This window comes from Hyalangium sp., from assembly GCF_045802625.1.
Classification (GTDB): Bacteria; Myxococcota; Myxococcia; order Myxococcales; family Myxococcaceae; genus Hyalangium.
The window spans coordinates 23,026-48,236 of sequence record NZ_JBJMQP010000169.1 but is presented as its reverse complement, the minus strand read 5'-3'; the positions used below and the strand labels follow the sequence as shown (position 1 = coordinate 48,236).

The 25,211-nt window shown below is 69.9% G+C and carries 17 protein-coding genes and 1 pseudogene; 8 read left to right on the top strand and 10 right to left on the bottom strand.

What is annotated here, in order from left to right; translation table 11 throughout:
• From ACJ8AT_RS30115 to ACJ8AT_RS30105, 3 genes and pseudogenes are all read right to left on the bottom strand, one after another.
• A pseudogene (locus ACJ8AT_RS30115) lies at positions 1 to 573 on the bottom strand (hypothetical protein); the annotation flags it as partial.
• 165 nt (positions 574 to 738) lie between these two features.
• Complete coding sequence (locus ACJ8AT_RS30110; protein ID WP_407741378.1) at positions 739 to 1,005, bottom strand: GlsB/YeaQ/YmgE family stress response membrane protein; 267 nt, start codon at positions 1,003 to 1,005, stop codon at positions 739 to 741.
• Between the two features lie 111 nt (positions 1,006 to 1,116).
• A complete protein-coding gene (locus ACJ8AT_RS30105) occupies positions 1,117 to 1,851 on the bottom strand; it encodes a 16S rRNA (uracil(1498)-N(3))-methyltransferase (protein ID WP_407741377.1) in 735 nt (244 codons plus the stop codon).
• 111 nt (positions 1,852 to 1,962) lie between these two features.
• On the opposite strand from ACJ8AT_RS30105, the gene ACJ8AT_RS30100 reads away from it, so the two are divergent.
• The gene (locus ACJ8AT_RS30100; protein ID WP_407741376.1) at positions 1,963 to 2,958 is read left to right on the top strand and encodes an asparaginase; all 996 of its coding nucleotides are present in this window, start codon (positions 1,963 to 1,965) and stop codon (positions 2,956 to 2,958) included.
• A 19-nt stretch (positions 2,959 to 2,977) separates the two neighbouring features.
• Positions 2,978 to 4,303, top strand: a complete 1,326-nt coding sequence (locus tag ACJ8AT_RS30095; RefSeq protein ID WP_407741375.1) for an adenylate/guanylate cyclase domain-containing protein — start codon at positions 2,978 to 2,980, stop codon at positions 4,301 to 4,303.
• On the opposite strand, the gene ACJ8AT_RS30090 is transcribed toward ACJ8AT_RS30095, so the two are convergent.
• The 3 genes from ACJ8AT_RS30090 to ACJ8AT_RS30080 all read right to left on the bottom strand — a co-directional run bounded on the left by ACJ8AT_RS30090 (position 4,279) and on the right by ACJ8AT_RS30080 (position 6,441).
• Positions 4,279 to 4,788 (bottom strand): hypothetical protein, encoded by a 510-nt coding sequence (locus ACJ8AT_RS30090; RefSeq protein ID WP_407741374.1) that lies wholly within the window; start codon positions 4,786 to 4,788, stop codon positions 4,279 to 4,281. The genes ACJ8AT_RS30095 and ACJ8AT_RS30090 overlap by 25 nt on opposite strands.
• Before the next feature lie 19 nt (positions 4,789 to 4,807).
• Positions 4,808 to 5,296, bottom strand: coding sequence for a DUF962 domain-containing protein (locus tag ACJ8AT_RS30085; RefSeq protein WP_407741373.1), 489 nt, complete (start codon positions 5,294 to 5,296; stop codon positions 4,808 to 4,810).
• A 116-nt stretch (positions 5,297 to 5,412) separates the two neighbouring features.
• Entirely contained in the window at positions 5,413 to 6,441 is a 1,029-nt protein-coding gene (locus tag ACJ8AT_RS30080) for an AraC family transcriptional regulator (protein ID WP_407741372.1), read from the bottom strand.
• A 1,240-nt stretch (positions 6,442 to 7,681) separates the two neighbouring features.
• On the opposite strand from ACJ8AT_RS30080, the gene ACJ8AT_RS30075 reads away from it, so the two are divergent.
• Positions 7,682 to 8,959: an MFS transporter gene (locus ACJ8AT_RS30075; protein ID WP_407741371.1), complete on the top strand. Its 1,278-nt coding sequence runs from the start codon at positions 7,682 to 7,684 to the stop codon at positions 8,957 to 8,959.
• A 6-nt stretch (positions 8,960 to 8,965) separates the two neighbouring features.
• On the opposite strand, the gene ACJ8AT_RS30070 is transcribed toward ACJ8AT_RS30075, so the two are convergent.
• Positions 8,966 to 9,832: a 50S ribosomal protein L11 methyltransferase gene (locus tag ACJ8AT_RS30070; protein WP_407741370.1), complete on the bottom strand. Its 867-nt coding sequence runs from the start codon at positions 9,830 to 9,832 to the stop codon at positions 8,966 to 8,968.
• Positions 9,833 to 9,872: 40 nt separating this feature from the next.
• Between ACJ8AT_RS30070 and ACJ8AT_RS30065 the strand changes: the two genes are divergently transcribed.
• Together ACJ8AT_RS30065 and ACJ8AT_RS30060 are read left to right on the top strand one after the other, a co-directional pair.
• Positions 9,873 to 10,235, top strand: coding sequence for a hypothetical protein (locus tag ACJ8AT_RS30065; protein ID WP_407741369.1), 363 nt, complete (start codon positions 9,873 to 9,875; stop codon positions 10,233 to 10,235).
• Positions 10,232 to 11,500 (top strand): hypothetical protein, encoded by a 1,269-nt coding sequence (locus ACJ8AT_RS30060; RefSeq protein WP_407741368.1) that lies wholly within the window; start codon positions 10,232 to 10,234, stop codon positions 11,498 to 11,500. The genes ACJ8AT_RS30065 and ACJ8AT_RS30060 overlap by 4 nt, the downstream gene beginning before the upstream one ends.
• 15 nt (positions 11,501 to 11,515) lie before the next feature.
• Here the strand turns inward: ACJ8AT_RS30060 and ACJ8AT_RS30055 are convergent, their stop codons facing one another.
• A complete protein-coding gene (locus ACJ8AT_RS30055; RefSeq protein ID WP_407741367.1) occupies positions 11,516 to 13,462 on the bottom strand; it encodes an ATP-binding protein in 1,947 nt (648 codons plus the stop codon).
• A gap of 164 nt (positions 13,463 to 13,626) precedes the next feature.
• On the opposite strand from ACJ8AT_RS30055, the gene ACJ8AT_RS30050 reads away from it, so the two are divergent.
• On the top strand, positions 13,627 to 14,349 hold the full coding sequence (locus tag ACJ8AT_RS30050) for an AAA family ATPase (protein WP_407741366.1): 723 nt from the start codon (positions 13,627 to 13,629) through the stop codon (positions 14,347 to 14,349).
• 362 nt (positions 14,350 to 14,711) lie between these two features.
• Here ACJ8AT_RS30050 and ACJ8AT_RS30045 read toward each other — a convergent pair whose 3' ends face one another.
• Together ACJ8AT_RS30045 and ACJ8AT_RS30040 are read right to left on the bottom strand one after the other, a co-directional pair.
• Entirely contained in the window at positions 14,712 to 18,689 is a 3,978-nt protein-coding gene (locus ACJ8AT_RS30045) for a serine/threonine-protein kinase PknK (protein ID WP_407741365.1), read from the bottom strand.
• An 86-nt stretch (positions 18,690 to 18,775) separates the two neighbouring features.
• Positions 18,776 to 21,373 carry a M16 family metallopeptidase gene (locus ACJ8AT_RS30040; RefSeq protein ID WP_407741364.1) on the bottom strand — a complete coding sequence of 866 codons (2,598 nt, stop codon included), beginning with the start codon at positions 21,371 to 21,373 and terminating at the stop codon, positions 18,776 to 18,778.
• A gap of 190 nt (positions 21,374 to 21,563) precedes the next feature.
• Here ACJ8AT_RS30040 and ACJ8AT_RS30035 point away from each other — a divergent pair, with 190 nt between their 5' ends.
• Both ACJ8AT_RS30035 and hemW read left to right on the top strand, forming a co-directional pair.
• Complete coding sequence (locus ACJ8AT_RS30035; RefSeq protein WP_407741363.1) at positions 21,564 to 23,951, top strand: gliding motility protein; 2,388 nt, start codon at positions 21,564 to 21,566, stop codon at positions 23,949 to 23,951.
• Positions 23,952 to 23,963: 12 nt separating this feature from the next.
• Positions 23,964 to 25,169 carry a radical SAM family heme chaperone HemW gene (gene hemW, locus ACJ8AT_RS30030; protein WP_407741362.1) on the top strand — a complete coding sequence of 402 codons (1,206 nt, stop codon included), beginning with the start codon at positions 23,964 to 23,966 and terminating at the stop codon, positions 25,167 to 25,169.
• Positions 25,170 to 25,211: the final 42 nt, after the last annotated feature.

Genomic DNA, 25,211 nt, shown 5'->3' with positions numbered 1-25,211 from the left:
TCTCGGAGCCTGCATCGAGGGCGGCACGGGGATCCGCATCGGCGGAGTCGGGATGCTCGCCTGGGACTGCGGCATCGAGGGCGGCACGGGGATCCGCATCGGCGGAGTGGGCGCCGTCGGAGACAGGAACGGCTGCCGCTGCGCCGGAGTCATGGCGGGAGGCGTCGCCTGGGCCGCGGGCATCGGAGGCGGCACTGGGAGCCGCTGCGCCGGAGCCATGGCCGGAGGCCGCGGGGCCGCACTGGCCTGGGAAGGCATCGGGCTCGGCGGGGGCGGGGGCGGCGCGGCCACACGGGCCGGCGGCTGCGCCGGAGCCACCGCGGGAGTCGGACGCGCGGGCGTCATCCCCGGAGGCGAGGCGGGGCGCGCCAGATCCGAGAAGCTGGGCACCGCGGGCCCGGGGACCGCCGGGGTGCGCTCCGGCGTCTGCCGGCGGTCGATCTGGATGTCCTTGTCGAGCATGCTGGGCACGGCGGGGGGGGCCGGCTTGCTCGCGGCGACGGCGACGGCGGCGCAGGCAGGACACTCGCCCACGGGCGGCAGTTCAGCTCCGCACTTCAGGCACTTGGACAACGGTTCCTCCAGGCAGCGACGGCGGGTGCTACATGTAAGGACGTCCTTGCGCCTGGGGCAAGAAAAGCGCGAGCCCCCGGCGGCTCCTTGGTTGAGGAACCGTCAGGGGCTCACCCCCCTCCGCCACCTGTCCGTTCGGGACAGGACGTGTGGGGCACCTCACACTCAGGCATGGATGCGGCGCCGGCCCGCTGCCCCCACCAGCAGGAGGACGACGATGGCACCAATGACGGACATGATCAGGCCGGACGGGCGCAGATCGAAGAGGCGGCCATCCCTCTCGAAGAGCGAGCCGACGAGGCCGCCCACGAGCGAGCCCACCATGCCCAGCAGCGTGGTGGCGACCAGGCCCATGCTCTGGCGGCCCGGCAGGATGGCGCGAGCGATGAGACCCGCGATGAGACCAATGATGATGAACGCAATGATACCCATGTAGAGGTTCTCCTGTTCGCGGGGGCCGTGTCTGGCCCCGGACGCAGGAAACGTAGGAATGCGGATAGAGGGAGGCACCCTGCGCAAGGCGAGCGCTGGCTCTCCTGGCTGCTATCCGAGTTCTCCATCCAGGTGGGCCATCACCGCGAGCGCGGCCAGGGCCGCCGTCTCCGTGCGGAGGATTCGCGCTCCCAGGCTGACCCCGCGCGCCCCCAGCGCCACGAGCGCCGCCACCTCCTCTCGTGCCAGCCCGCCCTCGGGGCCCACCACCAGCGCCACGGGCGCTTGGGGCGAGCAGGCGCGGAAGGCCTCGCCCAGGGGCACCGCGGTCTCCTCCTCATCCAACACCAGCAGGGTGGTGCCCGGCGCGAGCGCTCGCGCGGCCTCCAGCAGGGGCTGGGGCGTGTGCACCGGGGGCACGTCATTGCGCCGGCACTGGCGCGCGGCCTCCTCGACAATCTTCGTCCACCGCGCGGTGCGCTCCTCGGCGCGCCGGGGCTCCAGCTTCACCACGCTGCGCGCGGTGGCCACGGGGTAGAAGGCGGCGGCGCCCAGCTCGGTGCCCTTCTGCAGCACCCACTCGAGCTTGTCGCCCTTGGGCAGCCCCTGCAGCACACTCACCGCGCGGCGCGGCGGCGCGCTCCGGGCAGGCCCCAGCGAGAGGCGCACCTCCTGCGCGTCCACGCGGGCCACGCGGGCCTCGAAGGCGCGGCCCGTGCCGTCGAACACCTCCAGCAAGGCGCCCTCCGCGAGCCGCAGGACATGCAGCAGGTAGTGGCGGCGATCGCCGGTGAGCACCACCTCGGCGGGAGGAGTCTCCGGGACTGGGGCGAAGAGGCGGACCACGGGGCTTCCCTTCCGGGCAGGCAGGCTGGCTGGTCCCCGAGTTCAGCAGGAAGCCACCGCTCCCACCAGCGTCTCCTCTGGGCCTCCCGCTATGGTAGAGCCCCAGGCCTCATGTCCCTGCTCACCATCGAGTCCACCCGCTCCGGCTTCGTCGAATCCGTCCACCGCGTGTCGGTGGCCGTCACCGACATGGAGGGGAAGCTGGTGGCCTCGGCGGGAGAGCCCGGGCTGGTCACCTTCTGGCGCTCGTCGGCCAAGCCCTTCCAGGCGCTGCCGCTGGTGATGGATGGCGCGGCGGACCGCTGGAGCTTCGGCACCCGGGAGCTGGCGCTGGCGTGTGCCTCGCACTCGAGCGAGCCCGGCCACCGCGAGCTGGCCGAGGCCATGCTGCGCGCCTGCGGCTGCGAGGAGGGGCAGCTGGCCTGCGGGCCGCACCCGCCGCTCAACCCGGCGGTGGCCGAGGAGGTGGCGCGCGGCGGGGTGAAGCTGACGCCGAAGTGGAGCAACTGCTCGGGCAAGCACACGGGGATGTTGGCGCTGGCGCGGCACCACGGCTGGCCCACGGAGGGCTACTCGCGCCTGGACCACCCGGTGCAGGAGCGCATCCTCCAGGAGGTGTGCCGGTGGACGGGCGTGGCTCGTGGCGAGCTGCGCCTGGGCGTGGATGGCTGCACGGCGGTGTGCTTCGGCCTGCCGCTGGCGGCCATGGCCACGGCGTACGCGCGGCTGGGCACCTCGCAGGAGCCGGCGGCGCGGCGGCTGCGCGAGGCCCTGTGGGCGCACCCGGCGCTGGTGGCGGGCACGGGCCGGCTGTGCACGGAGTTGATGACGGCGTGCCGAGGCACGGTGCTGGCCAAGGTGGGCGCCGAGGGTGTCTACAGCGCGGCGCTCCCCACGCTGGGGCTGGGAGTGACGCTCAAGGTGGAGGATGGGGACGGGCGCTGCTCGCCGCCCGCGCTGCTGGCGGTGCTGCGGCAGGTGCTGGCGCGCGCCGGGCAGCCGCTGCCGGTGGAGGGGCTGACGCACCACGTGGAGCCAGTGCTACGCAACACGCGTGGGGAAGTCATCGGTTCCCTCCGCGCCGCGGGCGAGCTGCGGTTCCACTGAGAGCCCCGGGAGCGAGACGATGATCCAGCGCATTTGGACGAGCCGGAAGCCCGGCACTGGGACGACGGTGGCCCGCTTCGAGGCGGCCGCCCGCGACAACGAAGAGCAGGTGCTCGCCGTGGGAGCGCTCCGAGGCGAGCGCCGCGTGGGGTGGGTGCGGCTGGCGCTGATTGGACTGCTGGCGCTGAGCCAGACGGGGATCACCCGCCTGTTCGGCGAGGCGATGATCCTCGATCCCATTCGGATGTGGGTGGGGCGCGTCTACATGGCCTTCGCGGTGGCCACGTTCATCTATCTCATCCGGCAGAAGCCCACCCCGCGGCGCTCCTTCTGGTGGCCGTTCTTCACCATGACGGTGGACATCTGCTTCCTGGTGGCCATGTCCTGGCGCTCGTACCAGCTCAACGGCGTGTTCGATGGGGCCATGTTCACCGCCTGCAGCGCGGTGCTGGTGACCTTCTCGGTGATGCGCTACAGCCGGCTCCACGTGCTGGTGTCCACGATGCTCGGCGCGGCGGGGTACATGCTGCTGTGCTGGGTGACGGGGAATCACTCGGCCGGGCGGGTGAGCTTCGTGCTCGGGTGCTTCATCGCGCTGGGGCTGCTGCTGGCGGAGACGAACCGGGCCGTGCGCGGCATGTTCCTGGAGCTGCGAGGGCTGGACAACCTCTCGCGCTTCCTGCCGCGTCAGGTGGCCGACCGCATCGTCAAGAACGGCGAGACCTCGCTCATGCCGGTGCAGCGCGAGGTGACCATCCTCTTCAGCGATATTCGAGACTTCACCACGCTGAGCGAGACGCTGCCGCCGCAGGTGGTGCTCGCGCTGCTGGATGACTACTTCGGCCACATGACGCACATCGTGCTGGAGCGCCAGGGCATGGTGAACAAGTTCCTCGGGGACGGGATGATGGCGTGCTGGGGCGTGCCGGAGCACACCGAGGACCACGCGGAGCAGGCGATGCGGGCGGCGCTCGACATGCGGGCGAAGCTGGTGGAGCTCAACGCCTGGCGCCGGCAGCGAGGCGAGCCGGAGCTGCGCATCGGCATCGGGCTGCACACGGGCGTGGTGGCGGCGGGGATGCTGGGCGGCACGCGGCAGCACGAGTACACCGTCATCGGCGACGCGGTGAACGTGGCCTCGCGAGTGGAGGGGCTGACGAAGGTGGTGGGGACGGACATCCTCGTCAGCGAGAGCACCTGGAAGCGCTCGGGCGGGCGCTTCCAGGGCGAGCGCGTGGGCGAGGAGCGGGTGAAGGGGCGCCAGGAGGCGGTGGTGCTCTACACGCTGAAGGGCCGGGAGCCGGCGCCCTCGACGGTGTTTCAGGCCGAGCCGACGGGCACCTGAGCCACGTCCACCTCGCGCAGCAGCTCGCGCTTGAAGCCGAGCGCGAACAGCCCGAGGGTGAAGAGGTAGACGGGTTCGACGAAGAAGAGGACCGGGCCGCCGAGGGACAGGCCATGCGTCTTCTTCTCGAAGAGCACGTGGCTGCCGACGACGATGGCGAAGCGGAAGGCCATCACGCCGAAGGCGACGCCGAGCGCGGTGCCGGTGGGAAGCAGGGACACGGCCTGGGCGGCGGCGAACGCCGGCACGAGCAGCAGCGAGGCGAGGAGCCCAGCGGTCCACTCCAGGGTGAGGGAGTAGACGGCGACGGCGAGCACCAGGGCCTGGGCCGCGCTGAGCGACAGCCCGCCCACGTCGAGCCGGGCCCAGGACAGGGGCACGAGCAGGGCGAAGACGAAGAGGTAGCCGCCGAGCAGGTGGGCGGCGCGGCAGACGCCGTTCTCATGGAGCGGCATCCAGGCGCGCATCTTCAGGGCGAAGCTCATGGCAGGGGCTCCCAGCGGCTCAGGCGCGCGAGGCGGAGGGATCGATCTGCGCGGGCTTGACGGAGTAGTCGCCCGTGAGGATGGCGACGAAGAACAGAGGACCCACGAGCGCGTGCACGAGGTTGGTGAAGAACGAGGGAGACTTCTTCTCCCAGACGGCGTGGCCGGCGAGCTGGATAAGCCACCCGCCCGCGGCGATGGCGATGACACCCCACATGGGGATCATGCGGCCGATGGGGAAGCACAGCGCGGCGGCGGCCGAGACGATGAGCCCCAGCTTCAGGTCCGCGCGCAGGTACCAGAGGGTGGCGAGCACCCAGGCGACGATGCCGAGCGTGAGGACGCCGCCGGGGATGAGGGGGACGGAGACGAGCCGGACCCAGTCGAGCATCGCCACGACGTGCAGGACGATGACGGGGATGGCGATCTTGTGGGTGAGGCGGTTGGTGGGGTGGCGGTGGGAGGAGGCGTAGTCGTCGAAGAGGGCCTGGAGGCGGGGATTGAGCATGGCGGGGTCCTCGAAGGAGCCGGTGCGGCGGAAGGAGTGGATGAGACAAAGGTAGGGCAAACCGGGGAGGATTTCCTGGCCGGAGGCGCCAAATTGCTGGCGGAAGACGCCAGGGTTCAGCCGCGGAACTCGCGAGGAGTCATCCCGGTCCAGCGCTTGAAGGCGCGGTCGAAGGTGCTGATCTCGGAGTAGCCGAGGAGGAAGGCCACCTCGCTGATGCCCAGGTGCGGGTCTCTCAGGTACTGGCGAGCCAGCTCGCTACGCACCGCGTCAGCGGCATCCTGGAAGGAGGTGTGGTGCTCGGCGAGGCGGCGCTGGAGGGTGCGAGCGCTGACATGGAGCTGCTTGGCGACGGTCTCCATCTTGGGAGCGCCGTCGCGGAGCGAGGCGCGGATGGCCTCGTGCACGCGCTGGACGAAGCCGGGCGGAGCGGAGTCTCGCGGAGGCGGAGTCCCGGCGGCGCGCTCGAGGACGGAGAGCAGGACGGGGTCCGCGGAGGTCACAGGCAGGTCCAGCGTGGAGGCAGCGAGGGTGAGGACGTTCATGCCGCCGCCGAAGGAGGGGACGACGCCGAAGTGAGCGGTGAGGGGAGCGCAGTCGCGCGGAGCCGGATGGGCGAAGGTGACGGAGAGGGGATTCCACGGCTGCCCGGCGAGCTGGCGGCCGACATGGACGAAGAGGGCGAGGCCGAACTCATTGGCATGGCGGCCATAGGAGAGGGGCTCGCCGGGGACGCCATAGGTGAAGGTGCCGGTGGAGGCGGTCTCCTGGAAGGAGGCGACCATGCGGTCATTGAGGAGCGCCATGTACCGGGCGATCCGATGGAACGTCTCCCGGAGGGTGGAGGAGGCCCGAGCGATGTACTCGACGAGCCCGTAGGTACCGCGCTTGAAGGCCTGGGCGACATGGAGGCCAATGAACGGATCTCCCGAGCGCAGCTCGGCGGCCTCCAGGAAGGCGCGGAGGGTGGAGAGCGGGAGACTGATCTCCGGGACGGACTCGACGTCGGCGGGCAGGGAGAACTCGCGGAGGAGGGGGCTCGGGTCCTGGCCATGAGCGCGCAGCCAGGAGAGGAACGGGCCCACGAGCTGGGTCCGCACGTCCTGGGAGGACTGTCCACCGTTCTGAGAAGTCGACTTCTCCAAGCGAGGACGAGAAGCTACCCGGGAAGGACCTCTGCTAGAAGGCGGGTATGTTCACCTCCGCCATCATCGAGAACTTTCGGGGCGTGGATGCACGAGTCTGGGGGCTGCTGCTCATACTCAGCACGGGCTGCGCCACCACCCTCCGGCAGGCTGTCTTGCAGGATGTGGACGCGAATGCTCACCAGAAGGGTACAGTGGTCGTGCCCGACGGAGTCGCAGCAGATGACGAGCCATCTGTGCGCTGTCCTCCCGGCAAGATCGTGCGCGAAGACTGTCGAGTCACTCCATGCAAGATAACGTGCGAGGAGCCAGGCGATACCAAACGGTAGCGTTGGCCCTTCTCGTAGGGCTCTTGCTGCTCCCCTTGCTACTGCTCCTTTGGAGCGCTCTGCGCCCAATCCCATATCTCGGACAGGGGGCCAGACCCTTCCTCCCGCTCGATCAAGCGCGCGGTCTCCCTACCTACGGGCGGGGCTGCTTGAGACCCGAAGACTGTGATTCCTCGCTGGGATGTCTCGAACTGGAAGGGAAGATGGGGCGTGGCATCTGCCTCAACACGGAGTGCGAGACGGATTCGCAGTGTGGGGCAGGGAAATACTGTCGGACCTTGCGGATTATGGGTGAAGGTCCACCGCTGCGCAGATGCGATGACCAGCAAGGCGGCGCGCGCGCCGAGGGAGAGGTGTGCGCGGTGGGGCTCGGCCTGGAGCCTGATCGATGCGCGACAGGCCTGCTATGTAACAGAGGGTGGTGCGGTCGCCCTTGTCGCATCCAGGGGGCATCGAACTGCCCAGAGGGCTTTTTCTGCCAACAGGGGCTCGATGGCCCCTCGTGCGTCCCTACCTGCGAGAGCCGTGGGTGCCCCGAGGGATTGCAATGCGCTCGTGAGGCCGGGGGAATCTCCGTCTGTGCGCACGTTCGAGGGAACGACTGTCCGGACACGTCATGCCCCGAGGGCTCGCGCTGTACCTTCACCCACCGGCGCTTCACGGCTCGTAGCCTGAGCCTTCGCTTGGAGTGCATCGCCCCTTGCGGTGAGGGATTGCCAGCCTGCCCCTCGGGCCAGGTCTGCGTCGCCGACCGCTGCCATCGTACTTGTGATCCTCAGGGACCCAACACCTGCCATCCCGAGGAGCAGTGCGTCCACCGGGTGGACCTGGGCGTGACGCTGTGCAGCCAGGTCCCTTGAGCCTTCCGGCGTGCATATACTCCAGCCCCTCTTCCCCTTCACGAGCGCTCCTTGATCGAGACCGAGACGGCCCCCCCTGCCACCCAGACGGATGCGCGTTGGTCCTCGCCTCCGCTGTTCGGCCTCCTCGAAATCCAGTTCGGTGCCGCCGTCGGCTTCCTCCAGGTGGCCGTGCCCTACTGGCTGGCCAAGGACGGCATGCCGCTCGCGGACATTGGCGTGCTGTCCGGCACCGCCTTCTCTCCTCATGCGTGGAAGCTGCTCTGGGTGCCGCTCATTGATCTCGGCCCCTGGCGGCGCATCTGGTACGGCGTCTCCACCCTGCTCACCGCGCTGCTCCTCCTGGCGTGCGCGCTCCTTCCCGAGCCCTCCCGGCACCTGGGCGTCTACACCCTGCTGCTCACCCTCTTGCAGGCCGCCGCCACCACCGCACACGCGGCGCTCAATGGCCTCATGGCCACCACCACCCGCCTCGAGGACAAGGGCCGCGCGGGCGGATGGCAGATGGCCGGCAACGTGGGCTCCACCAGCTTGATCGGCGCGCTCGCCATCTGGCTCGCCAGCCAGTTCTCCCGGCAAGTCACGGGCATCGTCCTGGCCACCCTCGTGCTCGCCAGCGGCGTCGGCATCTTCTGGGTCATCGAGCACAAGGGAGAGAAGGTCGAGAACGCCGCTCCCGTGCTGCACATCGCGTGGGCGCGCGTGAAGAGCATCGTGGTGGATCTCTTCCGTACGGCCTTCAGCCGTGATGGCCTCGTCATGCTCGTGCTCTGCCTCATGCCGGTGAGCTGCGGCGCGCTCACCAACCTCTTCAGCGCGATGGCGGGCGCCTACGACGCCCCCGAGAACGTGGTGGAGCTGGTGAATGGCTTGGGCTCGGGCGTGGCCGGGGCCCTCGGCTCGCTGCTGGGCGGATGGATCTCGGACCGGATGAACCGCAAGCTCAACTACGCCCTCATGGGCGGCGCCACGGGGCTGTGCGCCCTCGCCATGGCCGCCGCGCCGATGACTTCGACGACGTATATCTGGGGCGCGCTCGCCTACAGCTTCGTCAACGGCGCGGGCTTCGCGGCCTTCGCTGGCATGGTGCTGGAGATGGTCAGCTCCGGGGTGGCCGTCACCACCAAGTACACGCTCTTCGTCGCGGCCTCGAACTTCGCCATCAGCTATGTCACCGCGCTCGATGGCAACGCCTCGCACTTCTGGCGCGGAGGAGGCGCCCGCGCCAGCATCGAGTTCGATGGCGTCATCACCTTCGCCGGCATCCTGGGCATGGCGCTGCTCTTCCTGATCTTCCTGCGCCGCAAGCCCCAGCCCGCGGCCGCCTGAGCCCGCTCAGCGGTGGAAGTCCAGCCGCACCCACTCGCCCTGCGCCGCGCCGGCCTCGGGGACGAGCCCCTGGGCGCGGTAGGCCGCCTCCACCTCCGCCTTCTGGTGCGCGAGCACCCCCGCCAGCACCAGCCGCTCCTTCACCTTGGGCGCAATCAGCGGCGCCAGGGCGATCAGCGTGTTGGCCAGGATGTTGGCCACCACGAGCTCGAACGGCCCCTTCACCTGGGTCAGCTCCTTGCCGGACAGCTCCAGCTCGGGCGTGCCGTTCACGGCGGCGTTCTCGTGGGCCAACTCCACGGACATCGGATCATTGTCCGTGCCCACCACACGCCCCGCGCCCAGCTTCTTCGCCGCGATGGCGAGCACCCCCGTGCCCGTGCCCACGTCCAGCACGCTCGCGCCCGGGTGCGAGCCCAGGTATGCGTCAATCGCCGCCAGGCACAGCGAGGTGGTGGGGTGGTCCCCAGTGCCGAACGCCATCTTCGGCTCGATGACGATGCGCACCTTGTCCTTGGGCGCCGAGTCCGCCTCCCACGGTGGCCCCACCCACAGCCGTCCCACCTGCACCGACTTGATGAGCGCCTTCCACTCGTTGCTCCAGTCCTGCTGGGGCTTCTCCTCCAGCAGCAGCCGGGCGCCCGGGAAGTCCCCGGCGACCTGCTCCCGAGCCGCCTCGGCGGTGTCCTGCTCCTCGAAGTAGGCGATGACGATGGCCTCGCCGGGGTTGGGGCCTCGCACTCCCGGCATGGGAGGGGCCTCCCGGTCTCGCACCTCGAGGCCCATGGCGCCCGTCTCGTGGAGCAGATCCTGTACAGCCTCCGACTGATCCTCGGGCAACTCGACGGTGAGCGACAGATAGGTCTGGGACATGCGCGCCCTTTAACCCCGGGCGGACTATGGTGGAAGGGCCATGAGACTCCTTGCCCTCGGACCCCTGGCCTGGGTGTTTGCCTGCTCCGGGCCGGCCGCGCCGGACGCCGCGCTCTGTCAGGACGTCATCACCCGCATGTGCCTTGCCCGGCCGTGTCCGGGCGTGAACGAACAGCTGGCCCTCGGGAACAATGACTGCCAGTCCACGCTGCTGGCGCGCACCGGGTGTGGCGCGGAGGAGTTCGCCTTCTCGGAGCCCTCCCGCGATCGCATCCTGAGCTGCCGCCTGCCGCTGGTGCGCCAGAGCACGGATCCGAACCGGGCGCCCGCATGCGAGGACGTGGCCGAGGTGCTGCAGAGCTGTCCGGACGTGATCAACTTCCTGGGAGGGCGCCAGCCATGAGGTGGAAGCAATGGATGGCCGGGGGCCTGGCGCTGGCGGTGGGCTGCGCGCCGATGCAGTCGGAGCGCCGCACGGAGCGAGGCCCGCTGCTGCGCACCTACTCCAAGGAGGTGACGCTCGGGGACCGGACGCTGGCAGCGCAGGTGGAGGCGCGGTGGCCGAAGCTGCTGCTGCACTTCACCACCTCGGAGGTGTGCCGCACCGAGCAGCACGAGGAGTACGTGGAGAACGTCATCACCGAGCGCTACGACTCCTCGGCTGGGCCGGCGATCAGCGCGGGCGCGGCGAACACGGCGGTGGGCGCGGGCCTGCTGCTGGCGCGCCCGCTCTTCTCGGATGCGCCGAAGAGCAAGGAGATCGATCGCAACGGCCACTACGGCGCGTCCTCGCGGGACGCGGCGACGGTGTGGGGCGTGGTGCTGCTGTCGCTCGGGACTCCGGCGCTGGTGATGGGCCTCATCCAGACGCTGCGGGGGGGCGAGGAGAAGCAGACGCGCAAGGCGGACTCGGTGGTGAGCCTGCGCGAGGCGCCCTGCCGTCCCCAGCCGGCCAGCGGCACGGTGGAGTTCGCCGGAGGGCCCGGCGCGCCGCCGGAGCCTCGTCCTCTCACGAATGGCACGTTGGAGCTCACGGCGGACGACGTGCGAGGCATGAGCTTCACGGGAGTGCTTGTGGGCGGCGAGCCGGCGGCCATGAGCGATGAGGATCAGGAGCGGCTGGCGACGTTCAAGCTGTGCAGCCGGGCGCTGGCGGAGCCGCTGGAGCCCGCGGCGCTGGCGAGCGAGGAGCCGGAGCACCTCCAGGCGCTGCGCAGGCGGGTGGCGGCGTGCAAGGTCATCCCGGACGCTCCGGTGGACGAGCGGCTGAAGGTGCTGGATGCGGCGCTGAGCGCGCGAGGCGAGCAGCTGGAGCCCGCCGACACGCCGAGCGTGAACTCGTTCGAGGAGGCGGTGGCGGCCTACAAGCCAACGCTCACGCTCGCGGCGGACAGCCCGGACCTGGACAAGCTCCAGGAGCCCGAGTCGTTGGTGGGGCGGGCGGTGCTGCTGCGCGGAGTGCTGGAGCGGCGCGAGGAGCAGAACATCGCCGTGGTGCAGGTGGGCGACACGCGCGTGCTGGTGTTCGTGGCGCCGGACAGGCTGTGGGCGCAGGACTTCCCGAGAGGCTCGCGCGTGGAGCTGGTGGGCGTGGTGATGGGGCGGCAGAAGCTCGGGGCGCTGGAGGCGCCGCTGGTACGCGCCGTGTGGATGCGCACCGCGCTCTGAACTCCGCGGCCTGGCTCAGCGGGCCCTGGCCACGGTCAGCTCCGCGGCCTGCTCACCGGCCTTCATGGGCAGCTCCAGCGTGAAGGTGGCGCCCTGCCCGGGACCGGGGCTGACGCAGGACAGCCGCCCCTTCAGCTCCGTGGCGGCCAGGGCGCTGCTGTGCAGGCCAAAGCCGTGCCCATCCTTCTTGGTAGTAAAGCCCTGGCTGAAGATGCGCGGCAGGTGCTCCGGGGCAATGCCGGCGCCGTTGTCCGCCACCTCGATGATCAGGCGCTGGCTGTCAGGCGTCGCGCGGACGCGGATGCTCAGGCGCTTGTCCTCCCGGCCCGCCTCGAGCAGGGCGTACCGGGCATTGCTCAGCAGGTTCACGAGGATCTGCAGCAGCTTGTGCCGGTCCACGAGGATGGGAAGGGCCTGGGCGTAGTCGCGCTCGATGTGGATGCCCGCCCCCTCGATGGAGTGGGAGTGCAGGCGCAGCGCCTCGTCGATGAGCTGGGGCACGGGCAGCCGCTCCACGGTGCCCACGGTGCGCGCGTGCTCCTGCTGCATGTTGACGATGGACTTGATGTGCTCGATGCCCTTGTTGAGCGACTGCATCTCCTGGAGCAGCGCCTGCTGCTCCTCCCCCATCTGCTGGGAGAGGACCTTGAGGTAGGCCAGGAGCTGGCAGCCCTTGGAGTCCGAGGCGAGGAAGGCGCCGAGGTTCGGGCCTTGCTGCTCCATCAGCTCGACGGTCTGGACGAGCCGGGCCACCCGCGGCTTGCGCAGCGTGTCGGCGATGAGCTGGGCCGAGACGTTCACGCTGTTGAGGGTATTGCCCACGTTGTGGAGCACGCCGGTGGCCACCTCGGCCATGCCGGCCTGACGGGAGATGTCCACCAGGGTGCGGTGCAGCTCCGCCAGCCGGGTCTCGGCCTCTTTGCGCGCGGTGATGTCGCGGGAGAAGATCGTCACCCCGGTGATGCGGCCGTCCGCGCCGCGGATGGGGTTGAAGCTGGTCTCCATGGTGGCGTTCTTGTCACTGAACCGGAGCTCCTCCTCGAAGCGCAGGCGCCCTCCGGCGAGGATGCTGGCGAAGCGCTCGTCCCAGATCTTCCTGCGCTCGGGGGTCGTGCTTCGGAAAAAGGATTGCCCGGGGGCGATCTCCTGGCCGAAGAGCCTGAAGAAGGCATGCTTCGCCGCGGTGTTCGAGGTCACCAGCCGCCCCTCCAGATCGAGCGAGCACACCAGATCATCCGTGCTCTCGATGAGGCTGAGCAGCTTGCCCTCGCTCTCGCTCAGGCTGCGCAACGTCTGCCGGTGGGCGGCCTCGGACTCAGCGTGCGCGGTGCTGTAGAGCGCGCCCAGCGCCCAGCTCCCCAGCACACAGAGGGCGGCGAAGCCGTTCAGCATCCAGTAATGCGCGGCGGGGTAGGGCAGGGCCTCGGGGGTGGCGGCGGGGTGGAGGAGGGGCACGGCCACGCCCAGCACGGCGCTCAGGAAGAGCGCGAACGGCAGGCTCCGCCGAGGCCCCAGCAGATAGAGCGCGAGCAAGGGGCTCAGCATGATCGCCGCATGCGGGGTGCGGGTGGGCTCGTTGCGGAAGAGGGAGATGACGAGCTCCAGCGTCAACACCGAGCAGAGGAGCCAGGCGGGCAGGGAGGACGAGCTCGCCCGGCGCAGCAACACCAGCGTGGCCAGCAGCGCTCCAACCATGACGAGACTCATCAGGTCCGTCAGCAAGGGGCGCGCCATCATCCGGCCATAGGCGAGATCCAGCAGGCTGAGCAGCAGCAGGAAGAGGGTGGCGCCCATGAGCACCCGGTAGCGGGCGAGCTCCGCGGAGGCGTTCTGAGGCAGTTGCTTCGAGAGCAGCGAGTCGAGCCACGCCAGGAGCCAGGGGCCGAGCCAGGGAGAAGGGGGAGAGGGCTCTTGCTGCGCCTGGATGCCAGGATGTTCCAACACCGCGGCTCGAACTGACATGACGGCCCCCCCGACGGAGTGCGTGTCATCCTAACGGGGCTGAGACACCCACCCTGCGGCCCCGCGGGGCAGGTGAAGTGCCTGCCAATCAACCTTCGGTGGTATGGCTCCCGGGCACGATGGCAAGGAAGAGGCAGCAGTCAGAGGAGGGCTTCACGGGTGGGATGGATACGTTCCTGCGCTCGGTGACGCTCCTGCGCGAGGGCGTGCCGGACCTGGGGAAGTACCCGTTCAGCATCCCGGCGGTCCGAGGGCTGGAGACCCTGGAGCTGCACCCTCGAGTGACATTCTTCGTGGGCGAGAACGGGAGCGGGAAGTCCACGCTGGTGGAGGGCATCGCGGTGGCGGCGGGCTTCAACGCGGAGGGCGGGAGCCGGAACTTCAACTTCGCCACGAGGAGATCCGAGTCCGAGCTGCACAAGCACCTGCGGCTCTCGCGAGGGACGCGCCGGCCGAAGACGGGCTACTTCCTGAGGGCCGAGAGCTTCTTCAACGTCGCGACGGAGATCGAGAACAACCCGGACGCGATGTCGAGTCATGGGGGCATCCACCACCACGAGGTGTCGCACGGCGAGGCCTTCCTGGCGCTGGTGCAGAACCGCTTCTGGGCCAATGGGCTCTACATCCTGGACGAGCCGGAGGCAGCGCTCTCGCCGCAGCGCCAGCTCGCGCTGCTGCGCGCGATTCATGATCTGGTGCGGAGCTCCTGCCAGTTCGTGATCTCGACGCACTCGCCGCTGCTGCTGGCCTATCCGAACGCGCGCATCTACCACCTCTCGGAGCAGGGGCTCACGGAGGTGGCCTACGAGCAGACGGAGCACTACTCGCTCACGCGGGACTTCCTGCTGAACCGGGAGGCCTACCTCCGCCGGCTGCTGGAGGAGTAGCTTGGACTGCGCTCGATCAATTTCCGGGCTCGTGCCAGCACTGTGTCGATCTGCTGCTGCAATCCAGGATGGATCTTCTTGCCACGCATCTTGCGCTCGAAGTCTGCAATGAGTGCAGCGGTCTTGCGCACTCCTGCGAGAGAACCCTTGCTGGCCTGCGCTGACCAGGCACAGACCAACCCTGCTTTTCGAACGCGGTCTGGGCCTCTTGGAGGATGCACTTCTCGAGCTGCTTGTACGCCTGGACCTTTTCAGGAATGGCTGCCTCCAGGAGCGAGAGGGTAAGCTGATCACGCTCCTGGACACAGCGCATGAATCACTGTTCCGAGTCCTTCGTTAGAGCCCGGGGCATGGCATCGGGGTTAGGCGTCGGGGAACCCGTGAGGACCCAGGGAGCCCCAGCGCTGGCGGGCCAGCTCCAGAACTCGGCGGTTCTCGGGAACTTGCTGCAGGAAGTGCTGGCGGGCCATGGGCTCGGAGATATCCTCGGCGCGCACGCGCAGGTATCGCAGGCATTCGCGGAGAGCCGCGTCGCCCTCTGAGGCGTCATCGACAGCGAAGCAGGCCTCGGCCAGCGCCAGGTGCAGGGCCACCCCGCAGGCACCGCTGCCACCCAGCTGCTCCAACTCCTGCACTCCGAGCCGTGCTACCTCCCGCGCCTCTGTGGCTCGCCCTTGCGCGAGCAGCGCGGCCACAAGGCAGGGGCGAGTAAACACCTTGTAGGGAAGGAAAGTGGACAGCAGCTCACACGCCTCACGTGCCCGGGCTTCGGCTTCGGCCACACTGCCGCTGGCCAGACTCAACTGGGCCAGCGCCGTATACGCTTGGCCTCGTTGCAGATGAGAGAAGATCGCGGAGGCAGGCCACTCGAGCGCGAGCGTACGCGCCTCCTCCTGCAGGGCAGGCTCCGGGCTGGCCGCCAGCGCCAGGAGCAGATGGACCTGGGCAAAGATGATGGGGAAGCGTTCGCCGATTTGCTGGGCGGTGGCCAAGCTCTCGCGTAGCTTCGAGACGCCGAGCGCCATCTCTCCCAGCACCACATGGAGCATCCCCACCATGGTCTGAGCGCCAATCCAGGTGCGCGAGCCGATCTCTTCGAAGGCCGCTACGGCCTGCTCGGCCTCCGCGAGCGCCCGCCACGGACTGCCCGCCAGATAGTATTCGAAGGAAGCCTTGAGCAGTCCCTGCCAGCCACGGATTAGGGGATCATGTGCCGCATCGCGAGCGGCCAGTTGGGTCATCCGCGAGATGAACGCCAGCGCCTGCTGCCGTGCACCGAACGTGATGGTCATCATGGTCAAGCCGTACAGCGCTAGGATGTAGTGCCCCAGGGCGCCCGGATCAGGCGAGGTGCGCAAGAGGAACTGGGCCAGCTCGGCCACATACTGTTGCTGCCCGGTGAAGGCGGCACTCGCAATCAAGCTGCCAATCAGCATGCACCAGGAGTGGCTGCCTGCTGGCAGCTCGGAAAGCACGGGGCCGCCCAGCGCGCAGCACCGTTCATGCTCATCCATCCAGAAAGCGATGGACGCCTGGAGCGCACGCAGCCGGGTCAGCACCGTACCGCTGGCGCCGCAGGCCAAGGCTGTCTCCACGCACCGCAGCGCTCCCGTGGGATCATCTCGATAGAAGAGCTGCTCGGCCACCTGAGCGTAGCATCGGGCGGCCTGCTCCAGTTCCCCGCCCAATTGGTAGTGCTCGGCGAGCACCTTCAAGTCAGGCTCACCGCGCTGCTCCAGCCAAGTTCCGGCCAGCCGATGGCCCAAGCGTCTGGGCTCCTCCGGCAGCAGGCCATAGGCCGCGTCCCTCAGCAGAGCGTGGCGGAAGCGGTACTCAGCCTCGGAGGGAAAGCGGCTGGCCGGCTGTGGCTCGATGATCTCCAGCGCCACGAGCCGCTGCAGGTGCAGCGGGAGCTCCTGCCGCAACTCCGCGGAGTGAAGCGCGGTCAGGCCGTCAGCCCAGAAGGAGCGGCCGAAGATGCTGCCGGCCAGCAACACCTGCCGGGCGCCGGCATCCAGCCGCAGGATGCGAGACTGGAGCATGGCCAGCACGGACTCCGGCAAGGAGTGCTCCCGGCCCTCGGCCACGAGACGGATCAGCTCTTCGAGAAAGAGCGCATTGCCGGCCGCCTGTTCGATAATACGCTGGGTGGTGGACTCGGAGAGCCGTGGACCCAGCGCCTCCTGGGCCAGCCGGGCGCAGGCCTTCTTGCTTAGCCCTCGCAGTGAGAACTCTTGCAGGTAGGGTGCCCATAAGCCGGGGAAAAGCTCCTTGGCTTCGGGCCGTGCCAGGGCCAGCGCCATCAGGGGGTGCTCGGCCAGCTCACGAAGCGCCTCATCCACACGCTTGACGGTGAGCGCGTCGCCCCAGTGTAGGTCCTCGAGCACTAGCAGCACGGGACCGCGAGCGCACTCCGCCTGAAGGAAGGTCACCAGGGCCCGGCTCACCTGAGTGCCCATGAGCAGCGGCTCGGCGCGGGCGGCGCGCAGGCGAGCACTGGCCGTGTCGGACAGGGGCACGCCGCACAGCTCGCTCAGGAACTCGATGACATCCTGTGCCTTCTCTGCGGGCACATGGCGCCCCAGGCGCTCCGCCAGCTTGGATTGGCGCACCTCCAGGGGCTCGCCATCCAAAATGTCACACAGTCGGCGCAAGGCTTGGCCCAGCAATCCCCCAGCGACTCCGGCGCTCATCGGATCGCCACGCCCCATCAGCACCAGGGGCTGGGGCGAGCGCCGCTCCAGGCGGCGGAGGAACTCGTGGCGCAGGCGGGACTTGCCCATGCCCGCTGGAGCGGTGACGAGCACGGCCCGGGCTGAGGGCTCCTCGGCGCACGAGGTGAAGAGCAGCTCCAGCATGGAGAGTTCCTGCTCCCGGCCCACGCAAGGGGTGGGGCGGCCCAGCAGCGGGCGGGAGTCATCCGAGCCCGCCTGCTGCCCGTGGAGCAAGAAGGTGCCCGACTCGGGGCGGCTGAGCTGGAAGCTGGAGCCCAGCAGCCCCGCGGTGGTCTCGTCGAGCAGGACCTGGCCCGAGGCGTCGGGCCACTGCTCGTGCTGGCGCAGGAGCTGTCCGGCGCGCTCCATGGCCTCGCCCACCGGCAGGTGCTTCTGAAGGGTGCCGCGGCCAGTGGTGAGCACCACGAAGGCTTCCGGCCAGCTCTCCTTGATCAGCAGGGCGCAGCGTGCGGCCAGGGCGGCCTGATCGCTGGCGGTGCCGCGCTCGGGCACGAGGGTGGTCACCAGCGAGCCATCGGCCAGCAACTCCGTGCGGCCGCCATACGGCGCGAGCATGCTCTGCAGCGAGTCGCGCAGCGCTCCGCGGGGGAGCAGCGCCATCGTGGCATCGTGAGAAGCTGCGGCTCGCGGCGAGGCCAGCAGGACGCTGATGAGCTGCTGCTCGGAGCCCGGCGAGAGAGCAGTGGACTGGGGCTCGGTGGTCAGCAGGTGTGGGGGCTCGGAGAGCGTTCCGGGCTCGGACAGCAGGGCCAACAGGGCGCCGGCATCCGGGAGGCGGGACTGCGGAGCCTTTGCTAGCAGCCGCTCCACCAAGGCATGGAGCCACTCGGGCAGTTCCGGGCGCAGTGTACGCAGCGACGGAGGCTGAGCGAAGAGGATCTTCGCCAGCACGGCGGCGAAGTGCGGAGCGGAGAAGGGCGCCCTGCCGGTGAGGCACTCGTAAAGGACACAGCCCAGCGAGAACACGTCCACTGCGGGAGTGAGCGCGCCCTCGCTTGAGGCCTGCTCGGGCGCCATGTAACCCAGAGTCCCGAGCACGGCCCGGCTACCCGTCATGCCCAGCGAGGTTTGCTGATGGCGCGCCAAGCCGAAGTCCAGCACCACGACAGCGTTGGGATCTCCCGCGCGCAGGAAGAGGTTGGAGGGCTTGAGATCGCGGTGGAGGATGCCGCGCTGGTGGACGGCCGCCAGCGCTTGCGTCGCACGGTGTATCAGGCCGAGTGTCTCCGAGAGGGAGAGGGGCTGACGCGCCAGGCGCTGTGAGAGATCTTCCCCCTCCAGCCATTCCATGGCCAGGAAGGGCTGGCCTTGAGCGGTGAGCCCGTGGGCCACGTGAGAGACGATGCCGGGGTGCTGCAACTCCACCAGGAGCGAGGCCTCACGCGTGAAGCGCTGAAGGGCTTCGGTGTTGTGCGCAGGGTGCAGCAGCTTGAGGGCCACGCTCTTGCTGGAGAGAGAGTCTCGGGCGCGGTAGACGACCCCCATGCCGCCACGGCCTGCCAGGCGCTCCACGGTGAAGCGGTCGGCGATGAGGGTGCCCTCCAGCAAATCGCCCGGTGAAGGCGGGCTGGAAGGCGGCACGAGCTGTTTCAGGGGACTGTCCATAGAGCGGCCTGACGCTGCCAGGGGAATGATACCTGGGTTTCCACTCCCAGTGATCCTACCCGGGTACGCGCCAGGCGCCCGGTGGCTCACGGCCCCACGGAGGACAGCACGCTGTGATCAAAGTCGATGACCTGGCGGGCCACCTCGCGCACCGCCTCCGCCGTCACCCCGGCGATGTTGTCCGAGTAGTGCAGGAAGTTCTCCAGCTCCATCCCGTAGCACTTGTCGAGCGCCAGCAGCGCCGCGCGCGAGGCGTTTCGCTGCAGGCCGATCTCGTTCGTGCCGATCAGGTGCTGCTTGGCCCGCTCCAGCTCCGCGTCCGACACGCGCTCCTCGCGCACCCTCGCCAGCTCCGTCCGGATGCCCGCCAGCGCGTCGTTCACCTTCTCCGGGCTGGTGCCGATGTACGCCGCGAAGTAGCCCGGATCCACGCCCTCGATGGTGAAGCTGCTCACGCTGTAGGCCATGGAGCGCTTGTCCCGCAGCTCCACGAAGAGCCGCCCGCCCTGGCCGGACAGGATCATCGACAGCACCTCCAGCGCGTGCCGTCGCGGATCATTCAGCCGCATGCCCATGAACCCGTACACCAGATGTGACTGCGCCCGAGCCAGCACCCGCTTCTCCTGCCGAGGCTGCTCCGGAGGCGGATCCGCCTGCAGCACCGGCGCCGGCTTCGCGCTGCCTCGCGGCTTGTCGAAGTACTCCCGCGCCAGCGCCATCACCTCCTCCACCTTCACGTCTCCCACCACGGACAGCACCAGCTGCGACGGATCCATGTACGCCGCGTGGTAGGCGCGCAGCGCCTCGGGCCCCAGCGCCTCCACCGAGCCGTGCTCCCCGAGCGCGGGCATCCGGTACGGGTGCGCCCGGTACAGCGTCCGGCTGAACAAGTCGAAGGCCAGCCCGGATGGCTTGTCCTCGCGGGTGAGGATGTCCTGCAACAGCAGGCGCCGCTCGCGAGCCACTTCTGCCTCGGGGAAGGAGGGCTCGAGCACGCAGTCGGCGAAGAGGCGGAAGCCCGGCTCGAAGTGGCGAGAGAGGAACTCCCCGCGCACCCCCACCGAGTTGCGCCCGCCTACTCCGGACAGCGAGCCCGCGTAGGCGTCCGTGAGCTGGGTGATCTCCTCCGCGTCCCGCGTGCGCGTGCCTCGCGAGAGGCTGCGGCCCAAGAGCGTCGTCAGCCCGTTGGTGGCCGCCGTCTCGTAGCGCAGCCCTCCGGCGAACACCGCGCGCACCGCGAACAGGGGTACACCGTGCTCCGGGCGCACCAGCACGCGCGCGCCCGAGGGCAGCGTCTCCTGGATGATCTCCCCCGTGCCCGAGCGCGAGGGCACCACGCGCATGGGCACGTCATTGGCGGGCCGGCGCACCCGCCGCTCGGGCCGCACGGTGGGGGCCTCGTGGGCCACCGCGTGGAGGATCTCCTCGGCCTGGGCCTGGGTGAAGCCCGAGCCCTGGGGCAACAGCCCCGTGAGCACCGCCCGGTCGAAGCGCAGGTAGCGCTCGGCCACGTCCCGCACATCCTCGGGGGTGAGGCGGGCCACCGTCTGGTAGTAGCGCTCCTCCGCCTCCAGCCCGTCCATGGAGGACTGGTAGTAGCCCATCTTCCGCGCCACGCCCTGCACCGTCTCGCGCTGGTAGACGGCCTCGGCCTCGATGAGGGACTTCACCGTGGCCAGCTCGTCGGCGGACACAGGCTGGGCGCGCAGCTCGGCCAGCACCCGCGCCGACTCCTCCAGCGCCCGGGCCAGGTTCGCCGACGGCAGGGTGAGCGAGGCGCTGAACAGGCCCGGATCCCTCGGCGTGTACGCGGAGGCCTGGACCTCGTTGACGAGGTTGAGCTTGCGCTTGACCTCCACCGCCAGCCGGGACGCATCCCCCTGGCCCGCCAGCATCGCCAGCACGTCCAGCGCGGGCACGTCCGGGTGCGCCGAATGGGGGATGAGGAAGCTCAGGTGGAGGTGGGCCTCCTTTACGTCATCCTCACGCAGCATCAGCCGGCGGCCCGAGGCTGCCGGCTCGTCGGCGCGCGGCGCCAGGCCCTCGAAGGGCCGGCCCCAGTCCCCACCAAAAATCTCATCCACCCAGGTGCGCACCTCCGCCTCGCGCAGGTCCCCCACCACCGAGAGCACCAGGTTCTTCGGCGAGTAGTAGCGGTGGTAGAACTCCAGCATCTTCTCCCGGCTGAAGCTGCGGACGCTCTCCTCGGTGCCGATGACGGGCTTCCGGTACGGGTGCACCTGGTAGGCCGTGGCGAACAAGTCCCTCGAGGCGCGTCGGCCCGGAGTGTCCTGGCTGCGCTTTATCTCCTCGCACACCACCTCGATTTCCCGCGCCAGCTCGTCCTTGTCGAACGCCGAGTGCCGCACTGCGTCGCCGAGAATATCCAACCCCATGCGGGCGAACTGGCTGGCGATGACGATGTGGTAGACCGTCTGGTCGAAGGACGTCCAGGCGTTGATCTCCCCGCCGTGGGCCTCCACGTCCCGGGCAATCTCTCCGGGCCCCCGGCGCTCGGTGCCCTTGAAGAGCATGTGCTCGTGGAGGTGGGCCAGGCCCGCCTGGTCCGGGCGCTCGTCGGCGCTGCCGACTTTCACCCAGACCTGGAAGGCCGCGACCTTGGCGGCGTGCTGTTCCTCGAAGACGACGGTGAGCCCGTTGGGGAGCGCGTAGCGGAGGGGCATAAGAGGCGTCCGAAGCTGGCACCGGCCCTGCACGGAAGCAAGACGGAGCGTGAGGTTTCCCTACTGCCTAACGCCCCCGACGCTCCCGAGCGAGCCGGAAGCACGTCCGGGCTCCGGCCAGAGGGGCAGGCGCTAATCCAGCGGGTGTATCTTGGAGAACACCCCCAACGGGCGATAACCTGCGCGGGACATGGCACCGCCTGAAGAGCTGGATCCGCTCGCGGACCTGCGTGAGAGCTTGGATGACGGTCCCCCCGCGTCCGCACCCGTGGTGAATAAGCCCGCGCCCGCGGCACCTCCGCCCCTGCCGCCCCGAAGGAATGTCGCCGCCGCCACGGCTCCGGCGCCCATCCCCAGCGGCAGCCAGGCCGGGTACACCTCGCCCCTGAGCAAGAGCGGGCCTGTGGCGCCCATTCCCAGCGGGAGCCAGGCGGGTGTGGCCTCGCCCGTGGCCAAGAGCACGCGTCCGCTCGGCGCGGGAGATCCCTTCGGTGAGCCTGCCGAGCCCCGCATGCCCATGGGGGCCGCGCCGGAGGAGAAGCTCGAGTTCTTCCGCCAGGTGCTCAAGCAGAAGACGGAGACGCTGGCCCGGGCGCGCTCGCTGTACTCGGAGAAGGACTCGGAGCTGTCCGCGCTGCGCCAGTCCGTGACGCAGCTCACCAAGGAGCTCACGGACGCGAAGAAGGACCTCACGGACGCTCGGGGGCAGCTCGGCGGGCTGAAGGATCTGCCGCAGAAGCTGGCCCAGGTGACGGAGGCCCAGGCTCGCCACGAGAAGCGCGCGGCGGCCGCCGAGGCGAAGCTGTCGGAGCTCCAGGGCGAGCTCGAGGCGGTGGAGTCGGACCGCAAGGATCTGGCTCGCGCGCTGGCGGACGTGGAGGCGGAGCTGCCTCGGCTCCAGGAGGATCTGCGAGCCGAGCGGGAGGCTCGCGCCTCCCTGGCCGAGGAGCTGATCGGCGCGAAGGAGGCCCTCTCGCTGGCGCAGGACCGCGTGGCGGACCTGGCGGCGGAGAAGTCCGAGGCCCAGGGCACGATGGAGGCCGTCCAGGAGCAGTTCCAGGCCGCGCTGGCGGACGTGGAGCGGCTCACCGGAGAGCTCGAGGCGGTCAACACCGAGCACCAGTCCCTGTCCACCGAGCGCGAGGAGCTGTCGCTGCGCAACAGCCAGCTCGAGACGGCGCTGGCCGAGGCCAACGGCAACCTGAGCGCGCTGGAGAGCGAGAGCGAGTGGTCTCGCAGCTCGCTCGAGGAGGCGCAGTCGCGCGCCCAGCTCATGGAGGCGGAGCGGGACGAGGCCCGCTCGGAGCTGGCCACGGCGCGGCAGCAGGTGGAGACGCTCGAGGGCGAGAAAGTCTCGCTCAGGACTCGGATCGCCGAGCTCGAGCGGACCCTGGCCCTCAAGGACGCGGATCTGGTGGGAGTGCGCGCGGCGCTCTCGGCGCGCACCTCCGAGGCGGGATCGCTCATCGGCCGCGCGGAGGTGGCCGAGGGGCAGGTGGCCACGCTCAAGGATCGCGTGCAGGAGCTGGACGCGGAGGTGGCCGCGCTCACCGAGCGGGCCCAGTCCGCGGAGGTGGAGGTGTCCTCGCTCCGGGGCTCCCTGGAGGCCAGCGAGGCCGAGCAGGTGGCGCTGCGAGACCGGATCGATGCGGACGCGGCGGCGCTCTCGGACACGGCGCGCAACGCCGAGGCCCAGGCGGAGGAGCTGACCTCGGCGCTGGCGACGGTGCGGGCCGAGCGCGATCAGGCCATTGGGGAGATGGACACGTTGCAGGCGACGCTGAACAGCGTGCAGGCGACGCTCCAGTCGACGCAGGCCACGCTCCAGACGACTCAGGCCACGCTGCAGACGACACAGGCCACGCTCCAGGCCACGCAGACGGAGAAGGCCAGCCTGGCCGCGCGGGCGACGGCGCTGGAGAAGGGCGGGGCGCAGCGCGACACGCAGGTGGCCGAGCTGAACGCGAAGCTGGAGGCGGCGCGCGCGGAGGCGGAGGACAAGTCGTCGCGGCTGGCCCAGCGGGTGAAGATGCTGGAAGGAGCGCTGGAGACGGCGCGGAGCGAGGCCGAGGCCGCGGTGAAGAAGGCGGCCAACCAGCAGGCGGCGGCCGAGAACACCCTGCGCACGCAGAAGAAGCAGCAGGAGGCCGAGACAGCCAAGGTGCGCGCGGCGCTGGAGCAGAAGCTGGCGCAGGCGGAGGCGGCGCTGCAGTCGGAGCGGGGTGGGCAGGGAGCGCTCGGGCAGAAGCTGGCGCAGCTGGAGGCCACGCTGCAGTCCGAGCAGGCCGAGCGCACCAGCCTGGAGCAGCGGCTGGCCGAGCTGGAGTCGTCGCTGCAAGCGGAGCAGGCCCAGCGCCAGAGCCTGGAGCAGGAGCTGGAGCAGGCGCGTGCCACCCCGGCGGCCCCGGCGGCAGGAGGGGCTCCCGCGGAGCTGATTGCCGAGCGCGACAAGCTCAAGGCGGACATCACGGCCATGAAGAAGAAGCTGGTTCAGGCCGAGTCCGCCATCGAGGCGGCAGCCACCTACAAGGCGAAATTGGCCCGCCTGGAGGCGCAGTTGAAGGGTGGCAAGAAGTAGCAACCACCCTCTATGCCGTTCTCCGCTCCCATCGATGCCTGGACCGGGATGCCGGCGGCCCGCTTCGGGCTGTACCTGCACTTCCCCTACTGCCTGGCGAAGTGCCCGTACTGCGACTTCGCCGTGGCCGTGGCGCGTCAGGTGCCGGAGGAGCGCTACGCCCACGCGGTGCTGAAGGAGCTGGACGCTCGGCTGGCGGCCACGCCGGAGCTTCGGAAGCGGACGCTGGAGTCCATCTTCCTTGGCGGCGGCACGCCCTCGCTGTGGCACCCGAAGTGGGTGGCGCTGGTGCTGGAGGGCATCGCCTCAAGGCTGCCGGTGGCGCCCGGAGCGGAGGTGTCGCTGGAGGCCAACCCGGAGCTGGCGGACGCGGAGCGCTTCGCGGGCTTCCAGGCCGCGGGGGTGAACCGGCTCTCGCTGGGCGTGCAGTCCTTCCAGCCGGAGACGCTGAAGGCGCTCGGCAGGGCGCATGACGCGCAGGGCGCGGAGGCGGCGTTCCGGATGGCGCGGCGTGCGGGCTTCGAGGTGGTCTCCATGGACTTCATCTATGGAGTCCACGGGCAGACACGCGAGCAGGTGGAGGCGGACGCGCGGCGGGCGGTGGCGCTGGAGCCCGAGCACCTGTCCACCTACGCGCTGACGCTGGAGCGCGAGGTGCTGGCGGAGGACACCCCACTGGCCAAGCGCCTGGCGCGCGGAGAGGTGGCGCTGCCTCAGGACGAGGAGGTGGTGGCCATGGCCGCCACGCTGCGCGAGGTGTACGCCGCGCACGGCCTGAGCCGGTACGAGATCTCCAACCACGCGCGAGCGGGCTACAGCTCGCGGCACAACGCGCTGTACTGGACGGGCGGCGAGTATCTGGCGCTGGGAGTGGGCGCCTCGGGGATGCTGCACACGCCCTCGCCCCACCGGTACGTGAACCTGCGCAGCACGGAGGCGTACTTGAAGGCGGTGGAGCAGGGCACCCTGCCCGAGGCGAGCCGCGAGGCGCTGGGCCCGGAGGAGCTCTTCGAGGAGCGGCTGGCGATGGGGCTGCGGCTGCGCTCGGGCGTGGACTGGGAGGCGGTGTGCACCGCCTACGGCCAGGACCCGGAGCCACGGCGCGCGGAGGTGGCGCGGTTGGTGGAGCACGGCCTGGCGGAGCTGCGCGGGGCGCGCCTGGTGTTGACGGAGACGGGCGCGGATCTGCACAGCGCCATCTGCGCGCGGCTCATCTGAGCTGAAGCGGCCCCACGTGGCGCGCGGCGAGAGCTTCCGGTT

What these genes read in the sequence shown, in the direction of transcription:
- ACJ8AT_RS30110 (WP_407741378.1), bottom strand. Translation starts at nt 1,005, where the DNA reads ATGGGTATCATTGCGTTCATCATCATTGGTCTCATCGCGGGTCTCATC.
- ACJ8AT_RS30100 (WP_407741376.1), top strand. Translation starts at nt 1,963, where the DNA reads ATGTCCCTGCTCACCATCGAGTCCACCCGCTCCGGCTTCGTCGAATCC.
- ACJ8AT_RS30095 (WP_407741375.1), top strand. Translation starts at nt 2,978, where the DNA reads ATGATCCAGCGCATTTGGACGAGCCGGAAGCCCGGCACTGGGACGACG.
- ACJ8AT_RS30090 (WP_407741374.1), bottom strand. Translation starts at nt 4,788, where the DNA reads ATGAGCTTCGCCCTGAAGATGCGCGCCTGGATGCCGCTCCATGAGAAC.
- ACJ8AT_RS30085 (WP_407741373.1), bottom strand. Translation starts at nt 5,296, where the DNA reads ATGCTCAATCCCCGCCTCCAGGCCCTCTTCGACGACTACGCCTCCTCC.
- ACJ8AT_RS30070 (WP_407741370.1), bottom strand. Translation starts at nt 9,832, where the DNA reads ATGTCCCAGACCTATCTGTCGCTCACCGTCGAGTTGCCCGAGGATCAG.
- ACJ8AT_RS30065 (WP_407741369.1), top strand. Translation starts at nt 9,873, where the DNA reads ATGAGACTCCTTGCCCTCGGACCCCTGGCCTGGGTGTTTGCCTGCTCC.
- ACJ8AT_RS30060 (WP_407741368.1), top strand. Translation starts at nt 10,232, where the DNA reads ATGAGGTGGAAGCAATGGATGGCCGGGGGCCTGGCGCTGGCGGTGGGC.
- ACJ8AT_RS30055 (WP_407741367.1), bottom strand. Translation starts at nt 13,462, where the DNA reads ATGTCAGTTCGAGCCGCGGTGTTGGAACATCCTGGCATCCAGGCGCAG.
- ACJ8AT_RS30050 (WP_407741366.1), top strand. Translation starts at nt 13,627, where the DNA reads ATGGATACGTTCCTGCGCTCGGTGACGCTCCTGCGCGAGGGCGTGCCG.
- ACJ8AT_RS30045 (WP_407741365.1), bottom strand. Translation starts at nt 18,689, where the DNA reads ATGGACAGTCCCCTGAAACAGCTCGTGCCGCCTTCCAGCCCGCCTTCA.
- ACJ8AT_RS30040 (WP_407741364.1), bottom strand. Translation starts at nt 21,373, where the DNA reads ATGCCCCTCCGCTACGCGCTCCCCAACGGGCTCACCGTCGTCTTCGAG.
- ACJ8AT_RS30035 (WP_407741363.1), top strand. Translation starts at nt 21,564, where the DNA reads ATGGCACCGCCTGAAGAGCTGGATCCGCTCGCGGACCTGCGTGAGAGC.
- hemW (WP_407741362.1), top strand. Translation starts at nt 23,964, where the DNA reads ATGCCGTTCTCCGCTCCCATCGATGCCTGGACCGGGATGCCGGCGGCC.